Annotated in this window: 24 protein-coding genes and 5 tRNA genes; 18 read left to right on the top strand and 11 right to left on the bottom strand. The window is 71.2% G+C overall.

Features of this window, described 5'->3' with window-relative positions; genetic code table 11:
• The first annotated feature begins 55 nt into the window (after nucleotides 1–55).
• Both OG310_RS09650 and OG310_RS09645 read left to right on the top strand, forming a co-directional pair.
• Complete coding sequence (locus OG310_RS09650; RefSeq protein WP_329455464.1) at nucleotides 56–1,639, top strand: acyl-CoA carboxylase subunit beta; 1,584 nt, start codon at nucleotides 56–58, stop codon at nucleotides 1,637–1,639.
• Between the two features lie 32 nt (nucleotides 1,640–1,671).
• The gene (locus OG310_RS09645) at nucleotides 1,672–1,878 is read left to right on the top strand and encodes an acyl-CoA carboxylase subunit epsilon (RefSeq protein ID WP_329455463.1); all 207 of its coding nucleotides are present in this window, start codon (nucleotides 1,672–1,674) and stop codon (nucleotides 1,876–1,878) included.
• Between the two features lie 105 nt (nucleotides 1,879–1,983).
• Here OG310_RS09645 and OG310_RS09640 read toward each other — a convergent pair whose 3' ends face one another.
• From OG310_RS09640 to OG310_RS09605, 8 genes are all read right to left on the bottom strand, one after another.
• Nucleotides 1,984–2,568 (bottom strand): GTP-binding protein, encoded by a 585-nt coding sequence (locus OG310_RS09640; protein ID WP_225012907.1) that lies wholly within the window; start codon nucleotides 2,566–2,568, stop codon nucleotides 1,984–1,986.
• The gene (locus OG310_RS09635) at nucleotides 2,549–3,328 is read right to left on the bottom strand and encodes a DUF742 domain-containing protein (RefSeq protein WP_329455462.1); all 780 of its coding nucleotides are present in this window, start codon (nucleotides 3,326–3,328) and stop codon (nucleotides 2,549–2,551) included. The genes OG310_RS09640 and OG310_RS09635 overlap by 20 nt, the downstream gene beginning before the upstream one ends.
• A 94-nt stretch (nucleotides 3,329–3,422) precedes the next feature.
• Nucleotides 3,423–3,836 (bottom strand): roadblock/LC7 domain-containing protein, encoded by a 414-nt coding sequence (locus OG310_RS09630; protein WP_329460096.1) that lies wholly within the window; start codon nucleotides 3,834–3,836, stop codon nucleotides 3,423–3,425.
• Nucleotides 3,837–3,846: 10 nt separating this feature from the next.
• Nucleotides 3,847–7,314 carry a sensor histidine kinase gene (locus tag OG310_RS09625; protein ID WP_329455461.1) on the bottom strand — a complete coding sequence of 1,156 codons (3,468 nt, stop codon included), beginning with the start codon at nucleotides 7,312–7,314 and terminating at the stop codon, nucleotides 3,847–3,849.
• 345 nt (nucleotides 7,315–7,659) lie between these two features.
• Nucleotides 7,660–8,244 carry a GTP-binding protein gene (locus OG310_RS09620; RefSeq protein ID WP_329455460.1) on the bottom strand — a complete coding sequence of 195 codons (585 nt, stop codon included), beginning with the start codon at nucleotides 8,242–8,244 and terminating at the stop codon, nucleotides 7,660–7,662.
• Nucleotides 8,225–8,632: a DUF742 domain-containing protein gene (locus tag OG310_RS09615; RefSeq protein WP_225012903.1), complete on the bottom strand. Its 408-nt coding sequence runs from the start codon at nucleotides 8,630–8,632 to the stop codon at nucleotides 8,225–8,227. Before OG310_RS09615 ends, OG310_RS09620 begins: the two co-directional genes overlap by 20 nt.
• A 109-nt stretch (nucleotides 8,633–8,741) precedes the next feature.
• Nucleotides 8,742–9,155, bottom strand: coding sequence for a roadblock/LC7 domain-containing protein (locus tag OG310_RS09610; protein WP_030351794.1), 414 nt, complete (start codon nucleotides 9,153–9,155; stop codon nucleotides 8,742–8,744).
• A gap of 5 nt (nucleotides 9,156–9,160) precedes the next feature.
• Nucleotides 9,161–13,519: a sensor histidine kinase gene (locus tag OG310_RS09605; RefSeq protein ID WP_329455459.1), complete on the bottom strand. Its 4,359-nt coding sequence runs from the start codon at nucleotides 13,517–13,519 to the stop codon at nucleotides 9,161–9,163.
• A 620-nt stretch (nucleotides 13,520–14,139) separates the two neighbouring features.
• Between OG310_RS09605 and OG310_RS09600 the strand changes: the two genes are divergently transcribed.
• The 9 genes from OG310_RS09600 (at nucleotide 14,140) to OG310_RS09560 (ending at nucleotide 18,112) form a co-directional block, all read left to right on the top strand.
• Complete coding sequence (locus OG310_RS09600) at nucleotides 14,140–14,334, top strand: hypothetical protein (protein WP_329455458.1); 195 nt, start codon at nucleotides 14,140–14,142, stop codon at nucleotides 14,332–14,334.
• A gap of 135 nt (nucleotides 14,335–14,469) precedes the next feature.
• A complete protein-coding gene (locus OG310_RS09595; RefSeq protein ID WP_329455457.1) occupies nucleotides 14,470–15,255 on the top strand; it encodes a fumarylacetoacetate hydrolase family protein in 786 nt (261 codons plus the stop codon).
• Entirely contained in the window at nucleotides 15,248–16,723 is a 1,476-nt protein-coding gene (gltX, locus tag OG310_RS09590) for a glutamate--tRNA ligase (RefSeq protein WP_329455456.1), read from the top strand. Before OG310_RS09595 ends, gltX begins: the two co-directional genes overlap by 8 nt.
• A gap of 165 nt (nucleotides 16,724–16,888) precedes the next feature.
• Nucleotides 16,889–17,593 (top strand): HAD family hydrolase, encoded by a 705-nt coding sequence (locus tag OG310_RS09585; protein WP_329455455.1) that lies wholly within the window; start codon nucleotides 16,889–16,891, stop codon nucleotides 17,591–17,593.
• 82 nt (nucleotides 17,594–17,675) lie between these two features.
• A tRNA-Gln gene (locus tag OG310_RS09580) sits at nucleotides 17,676–17,747 on the top strand.
• A 19-nt stretch (nucleotides 17,748–17,766) separates the two neighbouring features.
• A tRNA-Glu gene (locus OG310_RS09575) sits at nucleotides 17,767–17,839 on the top strand.
• Between the two features lie 28 nt (nucleotides 17,840–17,867).
• Nucleotides 17,868–17,940: transfer RNA gene (locus OG310_RS09570), tRNA-Glu, on the top strand.
• Nucleotides 17,941–17,953: 13 nt separating this feature from the next.
• A tRNA-Gln gene (locus OG310_RS09565) sits at nucleotides 17,954–18,025 on the top strand.
• Nucleotides 18,026–18,039: 14 nt separating this feature from the next.
• A tRNA-Glu gene (locus tag OG310_RS09560) sits at nucleotides 18,040–18,112 on the top strand.
• 140 nt (nucleotides 18,113–18,252) lie between these two features.
• On the opposite strand, the gene ndgR is transcribed toward OG310_RS09560, so the two are convergent.
• On the bottom strand, nucleotides 18,253–18,969 hold the full coding sequence (gene ndgR, locus OG310_RS09555; RefSeq protein WP_329455454.1) for an IclR family transcriptional regulator NdgR: 717 nt from the start codon (nucleotides 18,967–18,969) through the stop codon (nucleotides 18,253–18,255).
• A gap of 181 nt (nucleotides 18,970–19,150) precedes the next feature.
• Between ndgR and leuC the strand changes: the two genes are divergently transcribed.
• The 4 genes from leuC to OG310_RS09535 all read left to right on the top strand — a co-directional run bounded on the left by leuC (nucleotide 19,151) and on the right by OG310_RS09535 (nucleotide 22,288).
• Entirely contained in the window at nucleotides 19,151–20,584 is a 1,434-nt protein-coding gene (gene leuC / locus OG310_RS09550) for a 3-isopropylmalate dehydratase large subunit (protein ID WP_329455453.1), read from the top strand.
• A 2-nt stretch (nucleotides 20,585–20,586) separates the two neighbouring features.
• Nucleotides 20,587–21,195: a 3-isopropylmalate dehydratase small subunit gene (gene leuD, locus OG310_RS09545; RefSeq protein ID WP_329455452.1), complete on the top strand. Its 609-nt coding sequence runs from the start codon at nucleotides 20,587–20,589 to the stop codon at nucleotides 21,193–21,195.
• A gap of 115 nt (nucleotides 21,196–21,310) precedes the next feature.
• Complete coding sequence (locus OG310_RS09540) at nucleotides 21,311–21,538, top strand: hypothetical protein (protein WP_329455451.1); 228 nt, start codon at nucleotides 21,311–21,313, stop codon at nucleotides 21,536–21,538.
• Nucleotides 21,539–21,679: 141 nt separating this feature from the next.
• Nucleotides 21,680–22,288 (top strand): HU family DNA-binding protein, encoded by a 609-nt coding sequence (locus OG310_RS09535; protein WP_329455450.1) that lies wholly within the window; start codon nucleotides 21,680–21,682, stop codon nucleotides 22,286–22,288.
• A 138-nt stretch (nucleotides 22,289–22,426) separates the two neighbouring features.
• Here the strand turns inward: OG310_RS09535 and OG310_RS09530 are convergent, their stop codons facing one another.
• Together OG310_RS09530 and cofC are read right to left on the bottom strand one after the other, a co-directional pair.
• Nucleotides 22,427–22,630 (bottom strand): hypothetical protein, encoded by a 204-nt coding sequence (locus OG310_RS09530; RefSeq protein WP_329455449.1) that lies wholly within the window; start codon nucleotides 22,628–22,630, stop codon nucleotides 22,427–22,429.
• Nucleotides 22,631–22,776: 146 nt separating this feature from the next.
• The gene (gene cofC, locus OG310_RS09525) at nucleotides 22,777–23,394 is read right to left on the bottom strand and encodes a 2-phospho-L-lactate guanylyltransferase (protein WP_329455448.1); all 618 of its coding nucleotides are present in this window, start codon (nucleotides 23,392–23,394) and stop codon (nucleotides 22,777–22,779) included.
• A 219-nt stretch (nucleotides 23,395–23,613) separates the two neighbouring features.
• Here cofC and OG310_RS09520 point away from each other — a divergent pair, with 219 nt between their 5' ends.
• The 3 genes from OG310_RS09520 (at nucleotide 23,614) to OG310_RS09510 (ending at nucleotide 26,643) form a co-directional block, all read left to right on the top strand.
• A complete protein-coding gene (locus OG310_RS09520; protein WP_329455447.1) occupies nucleotides 23,614–24,402 on the top strand; it encodes a lysophospholipid acyltransferase family protein in 789 nt (262 codons plus the stop codon).
• Nucleotides 24,399–25,394: an NAD(P)H-dependent glycerol-3-phosphate dehydrogenase gene (locus OG310_RS09515; RefSeq protein WP_329455446.1), complete on the top strand. Its 996-nt coding sequence runs from the start codon at nucleotides 24,399–24,401 to the stop codon at nucleotides 25,392–25,394. Before OG310_RS09520 ends, OG310_RS09515 begins: the two co-directional genes overlap by 4 nt.
• A gap of 91 nt (nucleotides 25,395–25,485) precedes the next feature.
• Nucleotides 25,486–26,643: a D-alanine--D-alanine ligase family protein gene (locus OG310_RS09510; RefSeq protein ID WP_329455445.1), complete on the top strand. Its 1,158-nt coding sequence runs from the start codon at nucleotides 25,486–25,488 to the stop codon at nucleotides 26,641–26,643.
• The last annotated feature ends 98 nt before the right edge of the window (nucleotides 26,644–26,741 follow it).

Genomic DNA, 26,741 nt, shown 5'->3' with positions numbered 1-26,741 from the left:
AGACTGTGAGGAATCCACGGCGCGCGCAATGCGGCGCTATTCGTAGGGTTGGTACATGACCGTAGTGGAGGAGATCTCTGGCGAGCCCGCCGATGCCAGGGGGCGCGTCGAGGAACTGCGGGCTCTGCGCGAGCGAGCCCGCCGAGGCCCCAGCGACCGGGCGACCGAGGCGCAGCACGCCAAGGGCAAGCTGACGGCGCGCGAGCGCATCGCACTGCTGCTCGACGAGGGATCGTTCCGGGAGGTCGAGCAGTTGCGCCGGCACCGGGCGACCGGGTTCGGGCTGGAGGAGAAGAAGCCGTACACGGACGGTGTCATCACCGGCTGGGGCACCGTCGAGGGCCGTACGGTCTTCGTCTACGCCCACGACTTCCGGATCTTCGGCGGCGCGCTCGGCGAGGCCCACGCCACCAAGATCCACAAGATCATGGACATGGCCATCTCGGCCGGCGCGCCCCTGGTGTCGCTGAACGACGGCGCCGGCGCCCGCATCCAGGAGGGCGTCTCCGCGCTCGCCGGGTACGGCGGCATCTTCCAGCGCAACACCCGCGCCTCCGGTGTCATCCCGCAGATCAGCGTGATGCTCGGCCCGTGCGCGGGCGGCGCCGCCTACAGCCCGGCCCTCACCGACTTCGTGTTCATGGTCCGCGAGACCTCGCAGATGTTCATCACCGGCCCCGACGTGGTCAAGGCCGTCACCGGTGAGTCGATCACCCAGAACGGCCTGGGCGGCGCGGACGTCCACGCGGAGACCTCCGGCGTCTGCCACTTCGCGTACGACGACGAGGAGACCTGCATCACGGAGGTGCGCTACCTCCTGTCGCTGCTCCCGCAGAACAACCGCGAGAACCCACCGGCCGCCGACACCGACGACCCGGCGGACCGGCACTCCGACACCCTCCTCGACCTGGTGCCCGTCGACGGCAACCGCCCGTACGACATGCGCAAGGTGATCGAGGAGCTCGTCGACGACGGCGACTTCCTGGAGGTCCACGAGCGCTGGGCCACCAACATCATCTGCGCGCTGGGACGGATGGGAGGGCAGGTCGTCGGCATCGTCGCCAACCAGCCCCAGTCCCTGGCCGGCGTGCTGGACATCGAGGCCTCCGAGAAGGCCGCGCGATTCGTCCAGATGTGTGACGCCTTCAACATCCCGATCATCACCCTCCTCGACGTACCGGGCTTCCTGCCCGGCGTCGACCAGGAGCACGGCGGCATCATCCGGCACGGCGCCAAGCTGCTGTACGCGTACTGCAACGCGACCGTGCCGCGCATCTCGGTCATCCTGCGCAAGGCGTACGGCGGCGCGTACATCGTCATGGACTCGCAGTCCATCGGCGCCGACCTCACCTATGCCTGGCCCACCAACGAGATCGCCGTGATGGGCGCGGAGGGCGCGGCGAACGTGATCTTCCGGCGCCAGATCGCCGACGCCGAGGACCCCGAGGTCATGCGCTCGCGCATGGTCAAGGAGTACAAGGCCGAACTCATGCACCCGTACTACGCGGCCGAGCGCGGCCTCGTCGACGACGTCATCGACCCCGCGGAGACTCGCGAGGTCCTGGTGAGCGCCCTCGCGATGCTGCGCACCAAGCACGCGGACCTGCCGTCGCGCAAGCACGGCAACCCCCCGCAGTGACGCCCGCGACCGACTCACGGAGACAGGTACCCATGAACGACATAACCTCCGCCTCCCTGCTGCGCGTCGAGAAGGGCCAGGCCGACGCCGAGGAACTCGCCGCGATCACCGCGGTGCTCATCGCCCGCGCCTCGGCCACCGACACGGCCGTCCCGGCCGGCCGGGGCCGCTCGGTCGCCGGCTGGCGCCGCCTGGAGCGCACCCCGGGCTTCCGCGCCCCGCACAGCTGGCAGGGCTGAACCGCCCGGCGCTCGCGAACCCCGCGAGCGCCGGCGCTTCACCCACGCGAAGGGCCCCGTACTCCTCGGAGTGCGGGGCCCTTTCGCGTTGCTCACCTCACGGCATCAGCGCAGTCGTGCCATGAGGGCGTGTTCGACGAGGGTGATCAGGCCGCTCTTGGCGTCGGCGCGGTGGCGGGCGTCGGTGGTGATGATGGGGGTGTCGGGGCCGATCTGGAGTGCTTCGCGTACTTCTTCGGGGGTGTAGGGCTGGTGGCCGTCGAAGCCGTTGAGGGCGATGACGAAGGGGAGTCCTGAGTTTTCGAAGTAGTCGACGGCGGGGAAGCAGTCGGCGAGGCGGCGGGTGTCGACGAGGACGATGGCGCCGATGGCGCCGCGTACGAGGTCGTCCCACATGAACCAGAAGCGGTCCTGGCCGGGGGTGCCGAAGAGGTAGAGGATGAGGTCCTGGTCGAGGGTGATGCGTCCGAAGTCCATGGCCACGGTGGTGGTGGTCTTGTCTCCGGTGTGGGTGAGGTCGTCGATGCCGGCGGAGGCGCTGGTCATGACGGCTTCGGTACGCAGCGGGTTGATCTCTGAGACGGCGCCGACGAACGTGGTTTTGCCCACGCCGAATCCGCCCGCCACCACGATCTTCGCGCTGGTGGTTGAGCGGGCGGTCGCTGCGCCGCTAGAGCTTGCGAAGTCCACTGAGCACCCTTTCGAGCAGTGTCACATCTGGTTGACCGCCGGCGGACTCGTCCCCGCCGGGCTGATGGATGGCGACAAGTCCGGCCTCCGCCAGGTCGGCTACGAGAATCCGGGTGACGCCGAGGGGAATCGAGAGCAGCGCCGAAATCTCGGCGACCGACTTGACCTCGATGCAGAGCCGGCAGATCCGCTGGTGCTCGGGCAACTGCCCGTGCAGAGAGGAGAGTTCTGCCGTGGTGCTGACCAGCGCCTCCATGGCGAGCTGGTAACGGGGCCTGGTGCGGCCACCCGTCATGGCATACGGACGCACCAAGGGGTTGTGCGGCCCCATGGGCTCCCTGGTGGGCTCGGGAGCCCGCCGGGGAGCGATCGGCTGGATGCGGGGGCGCTCGAAGGGCCCCTGCGGTTGCTGAACGCCCTGGTAGGGGTCGTTCCGGCCGCCCTGGGGGCCCGAAGGCCCGCCCTGACGGCCTCCCTGGCCGCCCGGGTAGGGCCCGCCGGGCCCGCCCTGGTACGTGCCACCGGGCTGCGCACCGCTCGGGTGCACGCCCGGGTAGGGCCCCGGGTACGGTCCACCGTGCCGGGGTCCGCCCTGCTGTGGGGCGCCGTGCCGCGCGCTGCCCGGATGTGCGCCCTGGTACGAGCCGCCGTCGGGATAGCCACCCGCCGCCGCAGCGCCGGGCCCGGAGTGCTGCGGGCCCGGTGCATCGGGGTAACGCCGGGTCCCCTCATGGGGGTACCCGTCTGGGGGTGTCGCCACTTTTCCTCCTCCGACTGCCGGCTGCCGGTCCCGCATCGCTGCGGAGCCGCGCCACCGCACTTTAATGGTGCGGTGGCGGGGAGCGCACTGTCTGTCAGTTGAGAAGACTTCCTTGGAGTTCGGCGCGGAGGTCCGGTGTAAGAACCGTGCCCGCGCGGTCGACGAGAAGTGCCATCTCGTATCCGACCAGCCCGATGTCCGCCTCGGGGTGGGCCAGTACGGCAAGTGACGAACCGTCGGAGACGGACATGATGAAGAGGAAACCGCGCTCCATCTCCACAACTGTCTGGTTGACGGCGCCGCCTTCGAAGATCCGGGAGGCGCCCGCGGTCAGCGACGTCAGCCCGGACGCCACGGCGGCGAGCTGATCGGCACGGTCGCGCGGGAAGCCGTCGGACATGGCCAGCAGGAGTCCGTCGGCTGAGACCACCACCGTGTGGGACACCCCGGGGGTGTTGTCCACGAAATTGGTGATCAACCAGTTGAGATTCTGCGCCGCCTGGCTCATCGGGCTCACACTAACGCTCCTGGTTGTAGGTACTGCCCGGGCCGGGGCCGGGTCTGTTCGTGTCCGCTCCCGCGCGGCCGCGCTGGACGCCGCTGCGCAGGTTGCTGAGCCTGCCGCGTACGTCCTCGGGCGCCCGGGAGACCTGCGGACCGTCCTTCGGGGCCTGCTCCGCGGAACCCTCGACCAGGTTGGCCTTCGGTACCCGCTTCGGCAGCCCCGACGAGGTGACCCCGCCTGCCTTCGGATCGCGCAGCTTGCCGGCCCGGCGAAAGCGCTCGTCGTTCGTCGAGCGCGGTTCCTCGGAGCCGTCCGCCTCACCGGGTCCATTGTGCCCATCGGACGCCGCCTGCGGGGACTGTCCCGCGGCGGCGGTGTCGTGGTCCTGGGTGGTGGCCGCCCATCCCTGCCGCGGCTTGGCCGCCCCCCGGCGCGGCAGGCCCGCGTCGGTGAGCGTGTGGCTGGCGCTGGGGGAGGGGCCGGGACCCGAACGCTCGGAGCCGGCGTGCCCGTCGTCACCGCCGTCCGTGTCGGAAGCGGTGTTCTGGTCCTGCTCCGGTGCGACCGGGTAGGCCTGCTGGTACGTACCGGAGTTCGCCCACTCGCCCTGCTGGGAGCCGGTGTCGAAGCCGTCGGCGCCCGGCGCGCCGAGCGCGGTGCCGCTTTCGTGGAGTCCTTGTGGACGCGCGGTGCCGGGCTGGTCGTCGTATCCGGCGGGGGCGCCGTAGGAGTCGGTGCCCCGGTAGGGATCCTGGGTCTCGTACGTCTCCTGGGACGGGTAGCCGCCCGGCGTCTCGTACGTCTGCGGTGCGCTGTAGGCGTCGGCCGCCGGATAGGCGGCCCCCTGCACGTAGTCGCCGTAGGCCGCGCCCTGCTGCGGCTGCGCGTACCCCTGTTGCCCCTGGTCGTGCGGGTCGCCGTAGGGCCTGCCGTCGCCGTACGGGTCCGGTGCCTGCTGCTGCCCGCCGTACGGGTCCGATGTCTGCTGCTGCCCGCCGTACGACTCCGGTGCGTAGCCCTGCTGCTGCCCGTACGCCCCGAACTGCTGTTCCTGGAAAGGCGCCGGGCCGTCGGGGGTTCCCGCTCCGGCCGTCGCGCCCAGGGAGCCCGGTGCGAGCGCGGCGGGCGGCTCAGGCCTCGCCTCCAGGGCCGCGCGCCGCTCCTCACGCATCAGCGTGCGGTTGACCGGGTCGAGCGTGCGGGCCCCCGGCGCGGCGCCCTGGTCGTAGCGCGAGTCGTCGAAGCCGAGCTCCGCGGCGGTCAGGGCCGCGGACCCGCCGTACACGGGGCCGCGGGTCAGGGCCGCGGGCTGCTCCGGGATGATCCCGGAGACGGTGAACCCCTGCTCGGGCGCCGCACTCTCGCCGCCGCCGCCGTGGGTGATCGCGTCCGGCAGCATCACCAGTGAGGTGGTGCCCGCCTGTTCGCCCGAGGGACGCAGCTGCACGCGTATGCCGTGCCGGTCGGCGAGGCGGCCGACCACGAACAGGCCCATGCGCTGCGACACGGCGACGTCCACGGTCGGCGGGTTCGCCAGCTTGTGGTTGATGTCCGCGAAGTTCTCCGCGGTCAGGCCGATGCCCTTGTCGTGGATCTCGATCATCAGCCGGCTGTCCGGCAGCCGGGTCGCGGTCACCCGCACCTTCGTCTGCGGCGAGGAGAACGTCGTCGCGTTCTCCAGCAACTCGGCGAGCAGGTGCACCAGGTCGGTCACGGACTGCCCGTGTATCTCGGTCTCGGGGACGCCCGCGAGCTCGATCCGGTCGTACGACTCGACCTCGGAGGCGGCGGCGCGCAGCACGTCGACCAGCGGCACCGGCTGGTTCCACCGGCGGCCGGGCTCCTCGCCGGCGAGGACCAGCAGGTTCTCGCCGTTGCGGCGCATCCGGGTCGCGAGGTGATCGAGCTTGAACAGGCTTTCCAGCTGCTCGGGCTCGCCCTCGTGGTTCTCCAGCTCGGTGATCAGCGTGAGCTGTCCCTCGATCAGCGACTGGTTGCGCCGGGAGAGGTTCGTGAAGATGGCATTGACGTTTCCGCGCAGCATCGCCTGCTCGGCGGCGAGCCGCACCGCTTCCCGGTGCACCTGGTCGAAGGCGCGGGCGACCTCGCCGATCTCGTCGCGCGAGTCGATCGGGATGGCGGCGACGCGCGTCGCCATCTGGTCCGGGTGCGCGTTCGCTCCGGTGCGCGAGAGCTGGTCGACCATCATCGGCAGCCGCTGCTCGGCGATGCCGAAGGCGGCCGTGCGCAGCGTCCGCATCGCGCGGCTCATCTGCCGCGCCATGAGCGCGGCGATGACGAACGCGAGGAGCAGCGCGAGCAGTACCCCGGCGCCGTTGAGGACGGCCGTGCGCCGGGCGTGGGAGGCGATGTCGCCCGCGTCGGTCACCGCCTTGCCGACCAGGCCGTTCTCGATCGTGGTGTAGCCGTCGAACTTGGCGGTGGAGGCCGCCATCCAGGTCGTCGGGGTGATGCCCTTGGCCGCGAGGTCCTTGGGGCTCTTCCCGGAGCCGATCGCCGCGACCATGCCGTCGAGCACGGAGCCGCCGGCGCTCGTCGGGGGAGTGACGTCGGCGGGCGAGGAGCCCTTCGGCGGGTCCTCGGACGCGACCTTCTTCATCACGTCGGTCAGGCGGGTCGTGTCGGCCGCCGTGCCGCCGGACTCGTACTCCTCGACGGAGATGCCCTCCAGGTAGGCGTACGAGTTGAGGGCGACCAGCTGCCCGGGCCTGACGTCCGGCTTCTCGTTGGGGCGGACGAGCAGTTCCATGCCGATCGAGCGCTGGAGCGACTCGGCGGCCTTGGCCAGCTGGATCGCGTACAGCGTGCGGCCGTAGCTGGTGATGTTGCCGGTCCCGAGGCCGAGTTCGTTGGAGAACTCCATCAGGGAGTGCTGGACCTGGACGTAGCCCTCCTGCGTCGCCACGGGTCCGCCGTGGCCGTCGCTCTTGTCGGGTGTCTCGATCGTGTCGGTGTACGCGGCCTCGCGCAGCTGGGCGAGCCGGGGCTCCACGCTGCGGAACAGGCTCAGGCGGCGCTCCAGGCGTGCCTCGTGCGGCATGTCCGTGACCGCGGCGTCGAACCGCTTCTTCGCCTGGTCGGTCGCGGCCCTGGTGCGGGTGACGACCGGGTCGTCGCGATGACCGGTCAGCAGCGGCTGCGCGGACAGGTCGCGCTCGTTGAGCAGGGCCTGGCTGTAGTTCGAGGCGGCCCCCACCACGCGGGCCGTGCGCTCGGCGTCCTGCGCCTCGCGCCAGGTGTCGATGGACCCCTTGACCTGGAAGCCGCCCATCACGAGGCCGACGAGCACCGGTAGCAGGAGGATCGCGTTCAGCCGCGTCGGAACACGCCAGTTGCGTGGCGCGAAGCGGCTGGAACTGCCGGTCGCCGGGGCGGCGGTGCGCGACGGCACCGCCGCGCGCGGCGCCGGGGCGGCGTCGCCCCGTGCCTCCTTAGCGGAGCTCGTCCTGCTTCGCCTCACTCGACCAACAACCTCTCGGCGACGGCACCTGCGCTGTGCCGTGTTTCGTTTCGGGGCCGTAACGCAACCACTCGGGAGCCGTCGAATTCCAGCATGTGTCACGGCTGTGTTCCAAACAGCGGGAATCAGCCATTCCGAGTGATCCAGGCCTCAGATAAAGCGGGCGTAAGGGACGAGTGCCGCCAAAAGGCCGAACGCAGGTGAGCGCAGGGGAGCCGGGCGACCGCAACGCGTGGCCGAACACCGTGAATTCTCTGTCGAAACGTTATGAACACAGAGGCGGGCCGTGTCCGAAGACACAGCCCACCACTGTCGCCACGTACAGCAACTGCCGTAGGCAGAAGACTATTTGAGTCGTGCCATGAGGGCGTGTTCGACGAGGGTGATCAGGCCGCTCTTGGCGTCGGCGCGGTGGCGGGCGTCGGTGGTGATGATCGGCGCGTCGGGGCCGATCTGGAGTGCTTCGCGTACTTCTTCGGGGGTGTAGGGCTGGTGGCCGTCGAAGCCGTTGAGGGCGATGACGAAGGGGAGTCCTGAGTTTTCGAAGTAGTCGACGGCGGGGAAGCAGTCGGCGAGGCGGCGGGTGTCGACGAGGACGATGGCGCCGATGGCGCCGCGTACGAGGTCGTCCCACATGAACCAGAAGCGGTCCTGGCCGGGGGTGCCGAAGAGGTAGAGGATGAGGTCCTGGTCGAGGGTGATGCGTCCGAAGTCCATGGCCACGGTGGTGGTGGTCTTGTCTCCGGTGTGGGTGAGGTCGTCGATGCCGGCGGAGGCGCTGGTCATGACGGCTTCGGTACGCAGCGGGTTGATCTCTGAGACGGCGCCGACGAACGTGGTTTTGCCCACGCCGAATCCGCCCGCCACCACGATCTTCGCGCTGGTGGTCGAACGGGCGGTCGCCGCCTCACTAGAGCTTGCGAAGTCCACTGAGCACCCTTTCGAGCAGTGTCACGTCGGGGGCGCCGCCGGCTTCGCCGTTGCCCGGCTGGTGGATGGCGACCATGCCCGCCTCGGCCAGGTCCGCCACCAGGATGCGCGCCACGCCGAGCGGCATGCTGAGCAGCGCGGACACCTCGGCGACCGACTTGACCTCACGGCACAGGTGGCAGATCCGCTGGTGCTCGGGGAGCAGAGTGGCGAGGTGGGCGGGGTCCGCCGTGGTGCTGACCAGCGCTTCGATGGCGAGTTGGTACCGGGGCCTGGTGCGGCCGCCGGTCATCGCATACGGACGTACCAGCGGCTGGTCACCCTCAGGTCCGTAACTGGCGTCCACCGAGGCGCCGTACGGATCGTGAGAGGCGGTGGGCGGGGTCATGAATCCTCCGGGCGTGACAGCAAGGTGTCTGCGTGCCGTCTCTGTGGCCGGTGGGGGGACGGCTCGGCGGCCTGACGGTTGGTGAGGTGGGGCGGTTCCTGCGGGAGGCTCAGTGCAACAGGCTTCCCTGGAGCTCGGCGCGCAGGTCCGGCGTGAGGACCGTGCCCGCCCGGTCGACGAGGAGCGCCATCTCGTATCCGACGAGGCCGATGTCGCACTCGGGGTGGGCGAGCACGGCCAGCGAGGATCCGTCGGAGACGGACATCAGGAAGAGGAAACCGCGTTCCATCTCCACCACGGTCTGGTTGACCGGGCCGCCTTCGAAGATCCGGGAGGCGCCCGCGGTCAGCGAGGTCAACCCGGACGCCACGGCGGCGAGCTGGTCGGCCCGGTCCCGTGGGAAACCTTCCGACATGGCCAGCAGCAGCCCATCGGCGGAGACCACGACCGTGTGGGACACCCCAGGGGTGTTGTCCACGAAGTTCGTGATCAACCAGTTCAGGTTCTGTGCAGCCTGACTCATCGGACTCACGGACGCTCCTGCTGGTGAGAGGGGCCGAAGTCGAAACCGCCGCCGTTGGTACCACCGGCGCCGGCGCTTCGGCCCTGCTGGATTCCCCGGCGGAGGTTGGTCAGCCGGCCCCGGACGTCCGCGGGTGCACGGGACACCTGCGGGCCGGTCTGTGTGCTCTGCTCCTGCGCGGTCCCCGGCACCAGATTGGCGCGCGGGACCCGGCGGGGCAGGCCCGAGGTGGTGATGCCGCCGGCCGCGGGCTTCCTGACCCGCTCGGCCTGCCGCACCAGTTCGTCGTTCGGCGATGCCCGCCACGCCGAGTTCGGCGCGGGACCGGTCGGGGCCGGGGCCCCGCCGTTCGCGCCGCTCTGCGTGGGGGCAGGGCCGAACAGGGGATCGTCCGCGGCCGGTTCGCCGCGCAGGCCGCTGCCGGGGTCGCGCCGCGGCATCGCCGGGCGGGCGCCGTCCGGCTGCCGCCGCGGCTCGTGCCGCTGCTCGCCGCCGTACCCCGCGTCCTGCCGCGGGGCCTCGCCCCGTGCCTGGGCGTCCGGGTGGCCGGTGTTCTGGCCTGCCCCGTTGTCGCCGTTCTGGCCCGCGCCGCGGAACCAGTTCGTCTCCAGCGTGTCGTACAGCGGGGTGCGGCCGTCGCCGGGACCGGGCGCCGGCGGCAGCGCCTCCGGGTGCTGCGGGCGCCGTTCCTGCGGCTGCTGCGGCACGCCGCCCTGCCGGTTGTACTGCGCCTGGTAGCCCTGCTGCTGTGCCTGGTAACCCTGCTGCTGGCTCTGCTGGTTCTGCTGGTGGCCGGGGACCTGCTGCTGACCGGTGTCGTAGCCGGCGGGCGCCGCGTCGTAGCCGGCCGGCGCGGGCGCCTGACCGCCGTACGCGGCGTCGTTGCCGTACGCCGGGTTCCGGGAGGGGTCGTGGACCGGGTGCTGCCCCGTGTCATACGGGGAACGCGCGTTCGGGTCGTTGACCGGGTGCTGCCTGGTGTCGTGGGCCTGCTGCCGTCCCTGGCCGTACGCGTTCGCGTTGCCCTGGCCGCCCGGGTCGTAGCCCTGCTGCTGCGGGGCGTATCCGCCGCGCGTGTCGTACTGCGGGCGCGGCGCGTTCGGGTCCTGGCGGGCGAACTGGCCGGTGGCCGCGGGGTCCTGAGGGCCCTGCTGGGGTCCCTGCCGGCCCTGCGCCCCCGCCTGGGGACCGCGTACGGGCTCCCTGGGCGGCGCGCCCCGGTCCTGGCGCGGGGCGCCGAAGTCGGGCCGGGCGAACTCGGAGGTGGAGCCGGGACCCTGCCGGTCGTCCTGGCGGGGCGCCGGGCGTCCGGCGGCCGGCCGGGCGAACCGGTTCGCGTCCGGCTCCTCGTGGCCGCGCGGCGCGTCGAGCGAGGGGCGCAGCGGCATCTGCTTCTGCCGGTTGCTGCCCGCGTTGGCGCGGGAACCGCCGGGAAGTTCGGCACGCGGGGCTCCGGGCGGCGGCAGCTGCCGGTCGCCGGGGCCGCCGGAGGTGCCAGGGCGCTCGCCCTGCGGGGCGAAGGCGTTCTGTGCCTGGCCGCTGAAACCGTTGCGGGCATCCTGATCGGCGGGGCCGGCCTGGGGCGCCGCCGCGCGGGGCGCGCCGGAGCCGAAGACGTCGTCGCGCACGGGCAGGGCCCGGTCGCGTCGGTTCAGACCGTTCTGCGGCGCGGGGCCGCCCTGGCCGCCCTGGCCGCGGTCGAACCCGGCGGGCTCGGGGCGGCTCGCGCCGCCGCCGATGGCCGGCATCTGCGCGGTGGCGGGGCCCTGGTCGTAGCCCGCGCCCTGGCCCGGCCGGTTCCCGGGAGCCGCGCCCTGCCCGGGCTGGCCCGAACCGAACGCGTTCTGCGCGAAGAGGCTGGCCGAGCCCGCGCCCCGGTCCTGGGCGCCGGAGTCCTGCGAGGAGCCGTTGCGGGGCGCGCCGTTCGGCCCGCCCTGCTGCGTCGCGTCCCGTGCGGGCAGCGCCGCACGCGGGCTCGCGCCGGCGCCGACCTGACCGCGCGGGGCGCCCGCGCCTGAACCCTTGCCCGTACCCGCGCCCAGCCGGTTGCCACCGGCGCCGAGGCCCGCGAGCCCACCACCGGTGCCCGCGCCGAGACCGGGCCTGCTGCCGCCGCCGGACGGGGCCGCTCCGGGCCCGGTCGTGAGACGGGCGGCGGGGACGTTCGGGGCCTGGGTGGCGGCGCCGGGCTTGCCAGGAGCCTTCTTGCCGCCCTGCGCGACGTCGACGGGCAGCATGACGAGTGCCGTCGTACCGCCCGAGTCGGAGGGCCGCAGCTGGATGCGGATGCCGTGCCTCAGGGACAGCCGGCCGACCACGAACAGGCCCATGCGGCGCGAGACGGAGACGTCCACGGTCGGCGGCGAGGCCAGCCGCTCGTTGATCGCGGCCAGGTCCTCGGGGGACAGGCCGATACCGGTGTCGTGGATCTCCACCAGGACGCGCCCGTCGGGCAGCGCGTGACCGGTGACGCGGACCTTGGTCTGCGGGGAGGAGAACGACGTCGCGTTCTCCAGCAGCTCGGCGAGCAGGTGGACGAGGTCGTTGACGACGCGTCCCGCGACCTCGGTCGCGGGCACGGCCGCCAGTTCGATGCGCTCGTACTGCTCCACCTCGGACGCGGCGGCGCGCAGCACGTCGACCAGCGGCACGGGGCGGGTCCAGCGGCGGCCCGGCTCCTCACCGGCGAGGACCAGCAGGTTCTCGCCGTTGCGGCGCATGCGGGTCGCGAGGTGGTCGAGCTTGAACAGCGAGGACAACTGGTCCGGGTCGGCCTCGCGGGACTCCAGTTCGGAGATGAGCGAGAGCTGGCGCTGGATGAGGCCCTGGCTGCGGCGCGAGAGGTTCGTGAACATCGCGTTGACGTTGCCCCGCAGGAGGGCCTGCTCGGCGGCGAGCCGGACGGCCTCGCGGTGCACGTTGTCGAAGGCCGCGGCCACCTGGCCGATCTCGTCCCGGGAGTGGACACCGACGGACTCGACGGACGTGTCGACGTCCTGCGGGTCGGTCTCGGTGAGCTGCTTGACCAGTTCGGGCAGGCGGTCCTGGGCGACCTTGGTCGCCGTGTCCTGGAGCCTGCGCAGCGAGCGGATCATGGACCGGGCGACGATGAACGCGCCGACCAGCGAGACACCGAGGACGAGCAGGATCAGCGCACCGTTGATGATGGCGTCACGCTGCGACTGCTCGCGCAGCTGCGTCGCCTTGGTCTCCATCTGGCCCAGCAGTGTGGACTCGATGGTCTTCATCGTGTTGATGCGCACCGAGGCCTGGTCGATCCAGTCCTCGTAGCTGCGGTTGGGCTGGTTCGCGAGGCCGTCGGGGCCGCCGAGGACACGGTTCTCGTAGTCGTCGGCCGCCTGGATCTCGGGGCTGCCCTGGCCCTCCAGGGGCGCCATCAGCTCCTCGGCGTTGCCGCCCATCGACTCGTAGAGGGAGCGGAACGTGGTGAGCTCGTTCGCCTCCTTCTTGGAGGCCGCGTTGCCGTAGAGGCGGTCGGAGTTGGTGAGGATTCCGACGTGCTTCTTCGGGTCGGCGGGCAGCGCCGCGGCGATGATCGCGCGCTGGATGGAGGCGTACTCCTTGGCGGACGAGAACGCGGCGAGCGCGCGGGTCCGCTTGATCATGTCCGGGTTGTTCGTGGCCTGTGCCATGTCCTGGGACAGGCTCAGCAGGGACGTGACCAGCTGGTCGTAGGAGTCGACGGTCAGCGAGGAGGAGCCGGACGTCGCGTAGGCGCCGCTGCGCAGGTCGCTGATCTGCTGGACCTGGGTGGCGATCTGGTTGACGTTGGCGCGGATGCTGTTGAGGGTGTCGTCGCCGCTGTCGGTGTTGCCGATCGAGTTGGTCGCGTCGAGGAACGACCTGCTGGCCCGGTCGGTCTGGGTGCGCAGCTGCTTGATGCTCAGGTCGCTGGACGGCACGCCGTGGCTGAGCGGGCCGGCCTCCTGGTCGCGTTCGGCCTGGAGCTGGGCGGCGAGGTTGGTCGCCTCCTTGGTCATCTCCGTGAGCAGCTGCATGTGGTCGAGCTGGCGGATGTCGTTGATCGAGTCGTCGATCCGCAGGGCGCCCAGGGTGGTGGCGGCGACCACGGGCAGCGCGAGCAGGGAGACCAGGCGGGTGCTGATACGCCAGTTGCGCAGGGCTATTCGGGACCCGGCGTCCTGTGTGGGCGTCGGCCGCGGCGCGGACGAAGGGGGTTCGTTCGCGCCCCCGGGGCGCGCGACGCGGCCGCCCTCGCCCGACGGGGCCTTGGCCGCCCTGTTCTGGTTCTGGGTGTGCTGGGCCGAGGAGCCGCGTTCGGTCCCGCCGCGGGGCTCCGGCTCCGCCGCGGCACTGCTATCCCTCTGAGAACGTCCCTGCACTAGCGTCGCAACCTCTGGACCAGGCGTCCCACCGCTTGCGGCAGGACGGTGTCGGCGTCGTGGGGGTGCGAGACGCCCCCCAGTGATGGTCGTGAGTCACCGGCGCCGTTCCCCGTCCTCCGCACACGCGACGCTCCGACGCGCCCGTGTGCGCCGGGGTGGGAACTCGCGGCGGTGGGGGTGATTCCAGCACAGTGCCGGATCTCCAACAAGGTCTGACGGGAGCGCCGTGACCTGTATGACACGGCGTAACGGCCAGGTCACGAATCGTTGAACGTGATCACGGTGAAACCGGTTGATTACGGACCATCTGTGAAGGGCTGGAACGTGTCCCAGTCTTCATGATCGGCAGCGGAATGCTGCTGTCTGATGTGAGATGACCGTTTTCATGGCGGCCTGTGAGGTGAAGTTTTGCGTCGAATGTCTGTCAATCGGTGAGCAAAATCACAGCAACAAAGGTGAGGGGGCGTCCGTTTGGCGGGAATCGGATGTTTAGCCTGACGCTTTACAGGGATGGGTCGGGAGACGGTTCTCGTGCTCCGTCGCACGTCATCCCACCACCCCCCCCGACCCGGACGGCCCCGCTCGCCCCGCGAGAGACAAGGACGCAGAAGACCCTCATGAAGACGACGATGATCTTCCGGAAGACCGCGAACCCGAAGCGCACCACGCTGGCCCATCTCGCGGACGCCACACACCTCGTGACCGCGGAGGCGCCCGAGTACGCCCTCACGGTGCCGAACCGCACGGCCAACCCCCGGCGCACCCAGCTGATGACGGCGCCCGTCCCCGCGCAGGCCACCCCCGCCGAGTAGCCCGCGGCGCGGCGGTGCGCGCCCGCCGCACCCCGGGGTACGCACCCGCCTCCCCGCACCGCGCTAGCCTGGTGGTTCAGATTCCTGAACATTCCTGACCAGGTCCGCGAGTGAAGTGAGGGGCGACAGCAAACCGTGCGCATCGCCAGGTTCTCCATCGACGGCAACGTCGCCTTCGGCGCGGTCGAGGACGCGGGAGGCGGCGACCCGGCCGGCCTGCTCCTCGACATCATCAAGGGCGTCCCCTACAGCGGGGCCCAGCTCAGTGGCAAGAAGGTCCGCCTGAGCGAGGTACGCCTCCTGCCGCCGGTGCTCCCCAGCAAGGTCGTGGCCGTGGGCCGCAACTACGCGGAGCACGCGGCGGAACTGGGCAACGAGGTCCCCGAAGCGGCGATGACCTTCTTCAAGCCCAGCACCTCCGTCATCGGCTCGGGCGACCCGATCGTCTATCCGCACTTCTCCGATGACGTCCACTACGAGGCGGAACTCGCCGTGGTCATCGGCACGCTCTGCCGCGAGGTGCCCCGCGAGCGCGTCAAGGACGTCATCTACGGCTACACCTGCGCCAACGACGTCACCGCCCGCGATCTGCAGAAGTCCGAGAAGCAGTGGGCCCGCGCCAAGGGCTTCGACACCTCGTGTCCGCTCGGCCCCTGGGTGGAGACGGAGCTCGACCCCTCCGACCTGACCGTGCAGTGCACGGTCAACGGTGAGCAGCGGCAGCTCGGCCGCACCAGCGAGATGATCCGCACCGTGGAGGACCTGGTCGTCCACATCAGCGAGGCCATGACCCTGGTGCCCGGCGACGTCATCCTCACCGGCACCCCCGCGGGCGTCGGCCCGCTCTCCGTCGGCGACGAGGTCGCCGTCACCATCGAAGGCATCGGCACTCTCACCAACAAGGTGATCAAGCGTGGCTAACGGCTCCGTCCGCGTACGTTTTTGTCCCTCGCCGACCGGTAACCCCCACGTGGGCCTGGTCCGCACCGCCCTGTTCAACTGGGCCTTCGCCCGGCACAACGGGGGCAGCCTGGTCTTTCGTATCGAGGACACGGATGCCGCGCGCGACTCCGAGGAGTCCTACGGGCAGCTGCTCGACGCGATGCGCTGGCTCGGCCTCGACTGGGACGAGGGCCCCGAGGTCGGCGGCCCGCACGCGCCGTACCGCCAGTCGCAGCGCATGGACATCTACCGCGACGTCGCCGAGCGGCTCCTCGCCGGCGGCCACGCGTACCACTGCTACTGCTCCACGGAGGAGCTGGACGCGCGCCGCGAGGCCGCGCGCGCGGCCGGCCGCCCCTCCGGGTACGACGGCCACTGCCGCGACCTCAGCGCCGAGCAGGTCGCCGCGTACGAGGCCGAGGGCCGCCGGCCCATCGTCCGCTTCCGGATGCCCGACGAGCCGGTCACCTTCATCGACCTGGTGCGCGGCGAGCTGACCTTCAGCCCGGACAACGTCCCGGACTACGGCATCGTGCGCGCCAACGGCGCCCCGCTGTACACGCTGGTCAACCCCGTCGACGACGCGCTGATGGAGATCACCCACGTGCTGCGCGGCGAGGATCTGCTGTCCTCCACCCCGCGCCAGATCGCCCTGTACAGGGCGCTCATGGAGCTCGGCCTCGCCAAGGGCGTGCCGGCCTTCGGCCACCTCCCGTACGTGATGGGCGAGGGCAACAAGAAGCTGTCCAAGCGCGACCCGCAGGCATCGCTCAACCTCTACCGTGAGCGCGGTTTCCTTCCGGACGGGCTGCTCAACTACCTGTCCCTGCTGGGCTGGTCGTTCGCCGCCGACCAGGACATCTTCTCGATGGACGAGATGGTGGCGGCGTTCGAGATCGGCGCGGTCAACGCCAACCCGGCCCGCTTCGACCTGAAGAAGGCCGAGGCGATCAACGCCGACCACATCCGTCAGCTCGACGTGAAGACGTTCACGCAGGCGTGCGCGCCCTGGCTCACGGCCCCGCACGCGCCCTGGCGGCCGGAGCAGTTCGACCAGGCCGCCTTCGACGCCCTGGCGCCGCTGGCGCAGACCCGCGTCACGGTGCTGTCGGACATCACGGCCAACGTCGACTTCCTCTTCCTGGACGAGCCGGTGTGGGACGAGGCGTCCTGGACGAAGGCGATGAAGGGCGACCCGCTCGCGCTGCTGACGACGACGCGCGCGAAGCTCGCCGACGCGCGGTGGGCCGCCGAGCCGCTGAAGGAGGCGCTGCTCGCCGCGGGCGAGGAGCACGGCCTCAAGCTCGGCAAGGCGCAGGCCCCGCTGCGCGTCGCGGTGACGGGCCGCACGGTGGGCCTGCCGCTGTTCGAGTCACTGGAGGTCCTGGGCCGCGAGCGCACCCTGGCCCGCGTCGACGCGGCCCTGGCGAAGCTGGCGACCGCGTAACGGCGGGCCCCCGCGCGCGGATGCGAGGCGGGGCCGGCGACCGATCCGATCGGGCGCCGGCCCCGCCTCGTCGCCGTCGGGCCCCAGCGCGGGCGCCGGCGGCGGACGTTGGGCCGGGACGGGCGACTGCCTGCGGCCGGACGCCGGCCGTCCTACGCTGAGGGCATGCCGATCCGCGCGGTGCTCTGGGACCTGGACGACACCCTGTTCGACCACGCGGGCGCGGAGGGCGCGGGGCTGGCACTGCACCTGGCGGCCGAGCGGCTGCCAGCCGCCGGGGCGCTGGAGCGGTGGCGGGAGAGCACACGGCTGCACTGGGCCCGGTTCGCGGCGGGCGAGATCGACTTCGACGAGCAGCGCAGGGAACGCGTCCGCGCCTTCCTCGGTGCCGCGCTGAGCGACGCCGAGGCCGAGGCGTGGTTCGCCGGCTACCGGGCCCACTACCGGGCGTCCTGGCGACTGTCCCCTGATGTCCTCGCGGTGCTGGACGAGTTGGCCGGGGACTTCCGCCACGCGATCCTGTCGAACGCGGCTCTGCGTCACCAGGATCACAAGCTGCGGACACTCGGCGTTCGCGGCCGGTTCGAAGCCGTCGTGTGCGCGGCCGACATCGGCGTCCACAAGCCCGATCCCGCGGCCTTCCTCGCCGCGTGCGACGCCCTGCGGCTGCCGCCCGAAGAGGTGGTCCACGTGGGCAACGAGCCGGACATCGACGCGGCGGGCGCCGTGGCGGCCGGGCTGGGCGCCGTATGGCTCGACCGGGACGGCGCGGGCGGCCGTCCTGAGCTGCTGCGGATCACCGGTCTCGGGTCGCTGCCCGCCCTGCTGCGCGGGGGAACTCGTTTTGGAGCGGTGTCCGCCATCGGGTAATGTTCCTCCTGCGCCGCCCAAGGGAAACAAGCCCTCCGGAAGCGCAAACCGAACAAGCCCCCAGTAGGGGGTTGCGTTTTGGTGGGCTATGGTGTAATTGGCAGCACGACTGATTCTGGTTCAGTTAGTCTAGGTTCGAGTCCTGGTAGCCCAGCGCAGATGTTCTCTGCAACGCCCCCGTTGTGTAGCGGCCTAGCACGCTGCCCTCTCACGGCAGTAGCGCCGGTTCGAATCCGGTCGGGGGTACGGATCTTCGCTGTGCGGAGGTCGCTGGGGCCCCGTTGTGTAGCGGCCTAGCACGCCGCCCTCTCAAGGCGGTAGCGCCGGTTCGAATCCGGTCGGGGCTACTGGTCATACCCATGGGCTATGGTGTAATTGGCAGCACGAGTGATTCTGGTTCATTTAGTCTAGGTTCGAGTCCTGGTAGCCCAGCTTTGCAAGATCAGGCCCCCGTTGTGTAGCGGCCTAGCACGCTGCCCTCTCACGGCAGTAGCGCCGGTTCGAATCCGGTCGGGGGTACAAGAAGACAGACCGAGGCCCTCTCCTTCGCGGAGGGGGCCTTTGTCGTGTGCGCGAACGCGCACGGTCCTCGCACCGTGGAAAGGCCGCAGGGGCGCTCGCCGCGGCACTCCGTCGGGCCGTCGGCGGACGCCGGCGCGCTACGCGTTCCTGCGCAGCGCCTCCGACAGCCGTCCCGCCGCGTCGATCACGGCCTGCGCGTGCATCCGGCCCGGGTGCCGGCTCAGCCGCTCGATCGGACCGGACACGGACACCGCCGCCACCACGCGGTTCGAGGGCCCGCGCACCGGGGCGGACACCGAGGCGACGCCCGGCTCGCGCTCGCCGATCGACTGGGCCCAGCCCCTGCGCCGTACGCCCGAGAGGGCCGTGGCGGTGAACCGCGCGCCCTGCAGGCCCCGGTGCAGTCGCTCCGGCTCCTCCCAGGCCATCAGGATCTGCGCGGAGGAGCCCGCCTTCATCGTCAGTGTCGAACCGACCGGCACGGTGTCCCGCAGGCCCGAGAGCCGCTCCGCCGCCGCCACGCAGATACGCATGTCCCCTTGTCTGCGGTAGAGCTGCGCGCTCTCGCCCGTCACGTCCCGCAGGTGGGTGAGGACCGGCCCGGCCGTCGCCAGCAGCCTGTCCTCACCGGCCGCCGCCGCGAGCTCCGCGAGGCGCGGGCCGAGGATGAACCGGCCCTGCATGTCCCGGGCCACCATCCGGTGGTGCTCCAGGGCCACGGCGAGCCGGTGGGCCGTCGGCCGTGCGAGCCCCGTCGCCGCGACCAGCCCGGCCAGGGTGGCCGGGCCGGACTCCAGGGCGCCCAAGACGAGAGCGGCCTTGTCGAGAACGCCCACACCACTAGAATTGTCCATGCAACGATACTCGCGTCTCACTCTGTGAAACGCAAGTTCCTTTTCCCGGCGAACTTGCCAATCTGTACGGACGGGGACTCGCGGACCATGGGCCCGCAGCCGCCGTCCGGTGGGTGGGGAACGGACGCGGCCCACATGTCACAGAGAAGCGCCGGCGAAGGCGCCGGTCGGAGGGAAAGCGATGGGTAGGACACTCGCGGAGAAGGTCTGGGACGACCATGTCGTCCGGCGCGCGGAGGGCGAGCCCGACCTTCTCTTCATCGATCTGCACCTGCTGCACGAGGTCACCAGCCCGCAGGCGTTCGACGGGCTCCGGCTGAACGGCAGGAAGGTCAGGCGGCTCGATCTCACCATCGCCACCGAGGACCACAACACCCCCACCCTCGACATCGACAAGCCCATCGCCGACCCGGTCTCCCGGCTGCAGCTGGAGACCCTGCGCAACAACTGCGCCGAGTTCGGTGTGCGCCTGCACCCGCTGGGCGACGTCGAGCAGGGTGTCGTCCACGTGGTGGGCCCGCAGCTGGGCCTGACCCAGCCCGGCACCACGGTCGTGTGCGGCGACTCGCACACCTCCACCCACGGAGCCTTCGGCGCGCTCGCGTTCGGCATCGGCACCAGCCAGGTCGAGCACGTCCTGGCCACCCAGACGCTCCCGATGGCCCGGCCGAAGACCATGGCCATCACCGTCGAGGGCGAACTGCCCGCCGACGTCACCGCCAAGGACCTGATCCTCGCCGTCATCGCGAAGATCGGCACCGGCGGCGGCCAGGGCTACATCCTCGAATACCGCGGCAGCGCCATCGAGAAGCTCTCGATGGAGTCCCGGATGACCATCTGCAACATGTCCATCGAGGCCGGTGCCCGCGCGGGCATGATCGCCCCCGACGAGACGACCTTCGCCTACCTCAAGGGCCGCGCCCACGCACCCGAGGGCGGGGACTGGGACGACGCCGTCGCGTACTGGAAGACGCTGCGCACGGACGACGACGCGGTCTTCGACGCCGAGGTCTTCCTCGACGCGGCCGACCTTGCCCCGTTCGTCACCTGGGGCACCAACCCGGCCCAGGGCGCGCCGCTGTCCGAGCGGGTCCCCGATCCTGCTTCGTACGAGGACGCTTCGCAGCGGTACGCCGCCGAAAAGGCCCTGGAGTACATGGGGTTGAGCGCCGGGCAGGCGCTGCGCGACATCAAGGTGGACACCGTTTTCGTAGGTTCGTGCACCAACGGCCGCATCGAGGACCTGCGCTCGGCCGCCGCCGTGCTGGACGGCCGCAAAGTCGCCGACGGCGTACGGATGCTGGTCGTGCCCGGATCCGTCCGGGTGGCGCTCCAGGCCGTCGAGGAGGGGCTGGACAAGGTGTTCACCGGCTCCGGCGCCGAATGGCGGCACGCGGGCTGCTCGATGTGCCTCGGCATGAACCCGGACCAACTCGCGCCCGGCGAGCGCTCCGCGTCCACCTCCAACCGCAACTTCGAGGGCAGGCAGGGCAAGGGCGGCCGCACCCACCTGGTCTCCCCGCAGGTGGCCGCCGCGACCGCGGTACTGGGCCATCTGGCCTCACCGGCCGACCTGTCCGACGCCGACGACCGCACGCCCGCTGGAGCCCGATAACCATGGAAGCCTTCACCGTCCACACCGGCCGTGCCGTCCCGCTGCGCCGCAGCAACGTCGACACGGACCAGATCATCCCCGCCCACTGGCTCAAGAAGGTCACGCGCGACGGCTACGAGGACGGCCTCTTCGAGTCCTGGCGCAAGGACCCGTCGTTCGTGCTCAACCAGGAGAAGTACCAGGGTGCGACGGTCCTGGTGGCCGGCCCGGACTTCGGTACCGGCTCCTCCCGCGAGCACGCGGCCTGGGCCCTGCAGAACTACGGCTTCAAGGCCGTGATCTCCTCGCGTTTCGCCGACATCTTCCGTGGCAACTCACTGAAGAACGGCCTGCTCACGGTGGTCCTCGACCAGGACGTGGTGGAGCGGATCCAGACGCTGGTGGAGAGCGACCCCACCGCGGAGGTCACCGTCGACCTGGAGCTCCGCCAGGTGCGCGCCACGACGGGGGGCACCGAGCAACTGACGGCTGATTTCGACCTTGACGAGAACTCCCGCTGGCGTCTGCTGAACGGCCTCGACGACATCGGTATCACCCTGGCGAACGAGTCCGACATCGCGGCTTACGAGGCCTCGCGACCGGCCTTCAAGCCCCGCACAATTGCCGCCTGAACAGCCTCTGATCAGCGGTTTTCCCCTACTGCACCCCCTGCCCCCCGGCAGGGGGTGCAGTTGCATGTTGAGCCCCCGTTGGGCGACAACTCGCCCCAGATGGCACAATCGGTGCATGGAACGCGACAGCCAACTCGGGCTCTACGAGTCGGTCGCCGGACAACTGAAAGAAGCGCACACAAGAGTGCGTGAACTGCAAGCCGCGGAGGGCGTACGCATGGCGCTCACACGGAAGCTGCTGGTCATCACGGCTGCGGCGAAGCACGATCTCCCGGATGCGGCAAGGCGCCTTGACCGTCTCCTGACGGATCTCGACGAGGGTCGTTTTCCGGAAGAGGACTGACCGGTGGAAGGCCGCCGGGTCGACTTCGTTGCGGCACTAGGGTGATTAGCCCGTTTCGTGTTTGATTTGCGGTATATATCTGCCTAACGTGCGAAAAGGCTTGAACACATTCGTTCTGGCAATGTCTCCGAAGGGGAAGACGTGAACAAGGCTCAGCTCGTAGAAGCGATTGCGGACAAGCTCGGCGGTCGCCTGCAGGCCGCGGAGGCGGTCGACGCGGTACTCGACGCGATCGTCCGCGCGACGGTGGGCGGCGACCGTGTCTCGGTCACCGGCTTCGGCTCGTTCGAGAAGGTCGACCGGCCGGCCCGGTACGCCCGTAACCCGCAGACGGGTGAGCGGGTCCGGGTCAAGAAGACCTCGGTGCCGCGCTTCCGCGCCGGCCAGGGCTTCAAGGACCTCGTCAGCGGCTCGAAGAAGCTGCCCAAGGGCGGCGAGGTCGCCGTGAAGAAGGCGCCCAAGGGCAGCCTCTCCGGCGGTGCTTCCACCCGCACGACGGCCAAGGCCGCCGCCAAGAAGGCCACCGCGAAGAAGGCGGCGACCGCGAAGACCGCGGCGAAGAAGACCACGGCGAAGAAGACCACCGCGGCCAAGAAGTCGACGGCCAAGAAGACCACGGCGACCGCGAAGAAGGCGACGGCCAAGAAGGCGACGGGCACGGCGAAGAAGACCGCCCCCGCCAAGAAGGCGCCCGCGCGCAAGGCCGCCTCGCGCACCACCGCGAAGAAGGCCGCCTCCAGGACCAAGTAAGCAGCACAGGCAAGACCCAGCAAGCGGCACAGGCCGCGTCCACGCCGGGCCGGGCTCCCCTCGGGGAGACCGGCCCGCGGCGCGTCCGGGGCCGGTCCGCGGCGCCCGGCGGGCGAACTGCCGGAACCGCCGGAGGGGTCAGAAGGTCCCGAGCGTCACGAGGGTGATCCGCAGGGCGGAGCCCTCACCCCGCGTCTCGATGCGCACCCGCTGTCCCGGCCGCAGCAGCCGCAGGCCGCCCGCGTCGAAGGCGTCCGCGGCGAACTCGACCGGCGTGCCGTCGTCGAGCAGCACACTGCCGGTTCGGGTCTCGGGGACATACGTGTACGCGGTCGCCTGCATGCCCGCAGCGTAACCGGGCGCCCCGGATCCCGCCCGCCGTCCCGCGGCACGCGTCGTCCCGCCGCCCGCACCGCCCTGGCGTCCGCGCCCGTGCGTACCGCCGTACCGCCGCGCCGTCCTGGCGTCCGTGCCCGCGGGTCCCGCCGCTAGGGCGACATGAGCGGCGGGAGCGCCGCGTACACGCGCGCCGTGTGCGGGCCGAGCCCCAGGGCGGCCGCCGTTCGCAGGTCGGACGCGGTGTCCACGTCCTGTCGTACGGAATCGACGCCGGACAGCGGGATTTCCACCGCGCCGCCCGCCGCGTGCCGCGACCGGGAAGCGCCGCCGAACCCGGGGCGCAGTTCCCTGCCCGGCGCCGCCGCCAGCAACGTCGTGCCGATTCCGGCCGCGTCCGTCAGGAAGGCGCGGGGGAAAGCGGCCGCATGGCGCAGCACCCGGGCCAGTTCCGCGGGGCGCAGCGACGGAAGATCCGCGTTCAGTGCCGCGACCGGTGCGGCGGGGCGCCGCGAGCGGGCCGCCCGCGCGCCGTGCGCCAGCGCCGCGTTGAGCCCGGCGGCGGGGGAGTCCGCGACGACGCGGGCGCCCAGCGCGGACAGCGCTGCCGACGCAGCCGGATCGTCCGTGACAACCACCACATCCCGCACGCCCTCGGTGGCGAGCACGGCGGCCACCGTGTCCTGCGCGAACGCCAGTGCCAGCCGCCCGCGCTGCGCGGCGTCGGCCGCAGGACCGAGCCTGCTCTTCGCCCGACGCAACGGTTTCAACGGGACGACCAGGGACCATCCGGTCGTCGGATCGGTGTTCGTGGCGGGCTCCCCGTCCTCGTGCGGCTGCCTTTCATTGTGACGCGGCCGAGCCGTCGCCCACGGCCGTACCCCGGCGGCGCGGGCGTACGGTGTGCTCGACAGACCAGGGGCTCGGGGCGACACTTGACCCCCATCAGCCGGGCGTCGCGCCGGGCAGGCCATCAGGAAGGTGTCCGAGTGTCCCGCCGAAAAGTCGGCTTCTGGTATCACCTTGCCGCAGTGCTGGCGAAACCGCCGCTCGTCCTTCTCTTCAAGCGGGACTGGCAAGGTGCCGAGAACATTCCGGCGGACGGCGGATTCATCACCGTCGTGAACCACAATTCGCATCTCGATCCCTTTGCCTACGGCCATTTCCAGTACAACACCGGACGCGTGCCGAGATTCCTCGCCAAGAGTTCCCTGTTCACGGACGGTTTCGTCGGGGCGGTCATGCGCGGCAGCGGGCAGATCCCGGTCTACCGCGACACCACCGACGCGCGCGGCGCGTTCCGGGCCGCCATAGACGCCGTCGAGCGGGGCGAGTGCGTGGCGTTCTACCCCGAGGGCACCCTCACCCGCGACCCCGACCAGTGGCCGATGACCGCCCGCACGGGCGCCGCGCGCGTCGCGTTGCAGACCAAGTGCCCCGTCGTCCCCATCGCCCAGTGGGGTGCCAACGAACTGCTGCCGCCCTACTCCAAGAAGGCGTCGCTCTTCCCGCGCAAGACCCACCGCGTCCTCGTCGGGGAACCCGTCGACCTGTCGCGGTTCTACGGCCGGACGATGACGCAGGACCTGCTGCGCGAGGTCACCGAGGTCATCATGGCCGCGATCACCGAACTGCTCGTCCAGTTGCGCGGCGAGCCGGCCCCCGAGGTGCCGTACGATCCGCGCAGAGCACGGGCGCTGGAGCGACGCGAGTCCGCACCGGCGGCAGCGCACGACTGCGCCCCGGCGGACATGGAAGAGGACAAGGGAACATCGTGACGAGGGTCGCCGTCTTCGGAACAGGTTCGTGGGGCACGGCATTCGCCATGATCCTCGCCGACGCGGGGTGCGAGGTGACGCTCTGCGCCCGCCGCGCGGACATCGCCGAGACCATCAACACCACCCGTACGAACCCGGAATACCTACCGGGCATCGAACTGCCCGCCGGGGTGCGCGCCACCTGCGACCCGGCCGAGGCCGCCCGCGACGCCGAGTTCACGGTGCTGTGCGTCCCCTCGCAGACGCTGCGCGTCAACCTGGCCGCATGGGCGCCCGTCCTGCCCGCCGACACCGTCCTCGTGTCGCTGATGAAGGGCGTCGAACTCGGCACCGCCAAGCGGATGAGCGAGGTCATCGGGGAGGTCGCGCAGGCACCCGCCGAGCGGGTCGCGGTCGTCACGGGCCCCAACCTCGCCCCGGAGATCGCCGCCCGCGCTCCCGCCGCCGCCGTCGTCGCCTGTGTGGACGAGTCGGTCGCCCGCCGTCTCCAGGCCGCCTGCCACACCGCGTACTACCGCCCGTACACCAACACCGACGTCGTCGGCTGCGAACTCGGCGGCGCGGTCAAGAACGTCATCGGCCTCGCTGTGGGCATCGCGGACGGCATGGCACTCGGCGACAACACCAAGGCGTCCCTGATGACGAGGGGGCTGGCCGAGACCAGCAGGCTCGGCCTCGCGATGGGAGCCGACCCGCACACCTTCTCCGGGCTCGCGGGCATGGGCGACCTCATCGCCTCCTGCGCCTCGGGGCGCAACCACGCCTTCGGCATCAACCTCGGGCGGGGCATGACGCTGGAGGAGACCATCGCGGTCACCAGCCAGACCGTCGAGGGCGTCAAGTCCTGCGAGTCCGTGCTCGATCTCGCGCGCCGCCACGGCGTGGAGATGCCGATCACCGAGACCATCGTGGACATCGTCCACAACGGCAAGGCCCCGCTCGTCGCGCTGAAGGACCTCATGTCACGCAGCGCCAAGTCCGAACGGCTGTGAGTAGCGCCGGCCGGCCGCCGGGGCCCGGGGCGCGCCGAACCGGCCCTCGGCCGCTGACCTGCGGGGGATGTGCGAGTACCCTCATCGCGATATGAGCAGCCTGAACCCCTCCCAGAGCCCTGAGCGGCCGCCCCGCAAGCCGCGCGTCGCCGTCGTGTTCGGGGGCCGCAGCTCCGAGCACGGCATCTCCGTCGTCACCGCGGGAGCGGTGCTCGCGGCCATCGACCGTGACGCCTACGACGTCCTGCCCATCGGCATCACCACCGACGGCCGCTGGGCACTGACCGCCGACGATCCCGGGCGGATGGCCATCGCGGACCGCGCCCTGCCGAGCGTCGAGCAGATCGCCGAGTCCACGGAGGGCGACGTGGTGCTCTCCGTGGCGCCGGGCAACCGCGAGGTCGTCTACAGCGAGCCCGGCTCCGTGCCCAAGGCGCTGGGCGACGTCGACGTCGTCTTCCCGATGCTGCACGGCCCCTACGGCGAGGACGGCACCCTGCAGGGACTGCTGGAGCTCGCGGGCGTGCCGTACGTCGGAGCGGGCGTGCTCGCCTCGGCGGTCGGCCAGGACAAGGAGTACATGAAGCGGGTGTTCACCTCGTTCGGGCTGCGCGTCGGCCCGTACCTGGTGATCAGGCCCCGCGAGTGGGACCGTGACGAGGCCGCGGCGCGCCTGCGGATCGTCGGGTTCGCCGCCGAGCACGGCTGGCCGCTGTTCGTGAAGCCCGCACGCGGCGGCTCGTCGGTCGGCATCAGCAAGGTCGACGGGTTCGAGGACCTGGACGAGGCACTGGCCGAGGCCCGCCGCCACGACCCCAAGGTGCTGGTGGAGGCGCTGCTGTCGGGCCGCGAGATCGAGTGCGGTGTGCTGGAGTTCGAGGACGGGCCGCGGGCGAGCCTGCCGGCCGAGATCCCGCCCGTCACGGCGCACGACTTCTACGACTTCGAGGCGAAGTACATCGACGCGGCGCCGGGGATCGTGCCCGCGCCGCTCACCGAGGAGCAGACCGCCGAGGTGCGGCGGCTCGCGGTGGAGGCCTTCGAGGCCGCGTCGTGCGAGGGCCTGGTCCGGGCGGACTTCTTCCTCACCGATGACGGCGAGTTCGTCATCAACGAGATCAACACCATGCCCGGCTTCACGCCCATCTCGATGTTCCCGCGCATGTGGCAGGAGACCGGCGTCGGCTACGCGGAACTCGTGGACCTGCTGATCCGCGCCGCGCTGCGCCGGTCGACCGGCCTGCGCTGACCGAGCGGAACGGGTGACATCACCCGCCGGGTGACGGGTGACGGCGGGGAACAGGTCAACGGCGGTGCGCCCCGGTCATCCGGCCGGGGCGCACCCCC

This window comes from Streptomyces sp. NBC_01497 (genome assembly GCF_036250695.1).
GTDB lineage: Bacteria > Actinomycetota > Actinomycetes > Streptomycetales > Streptomycetaceae > Streptomyces.
The sequence above is the reverse complement of the archived record's forward strand: the minus strand, read 5'-3'. Positions and strand labels throughout refer to the sequence as shown.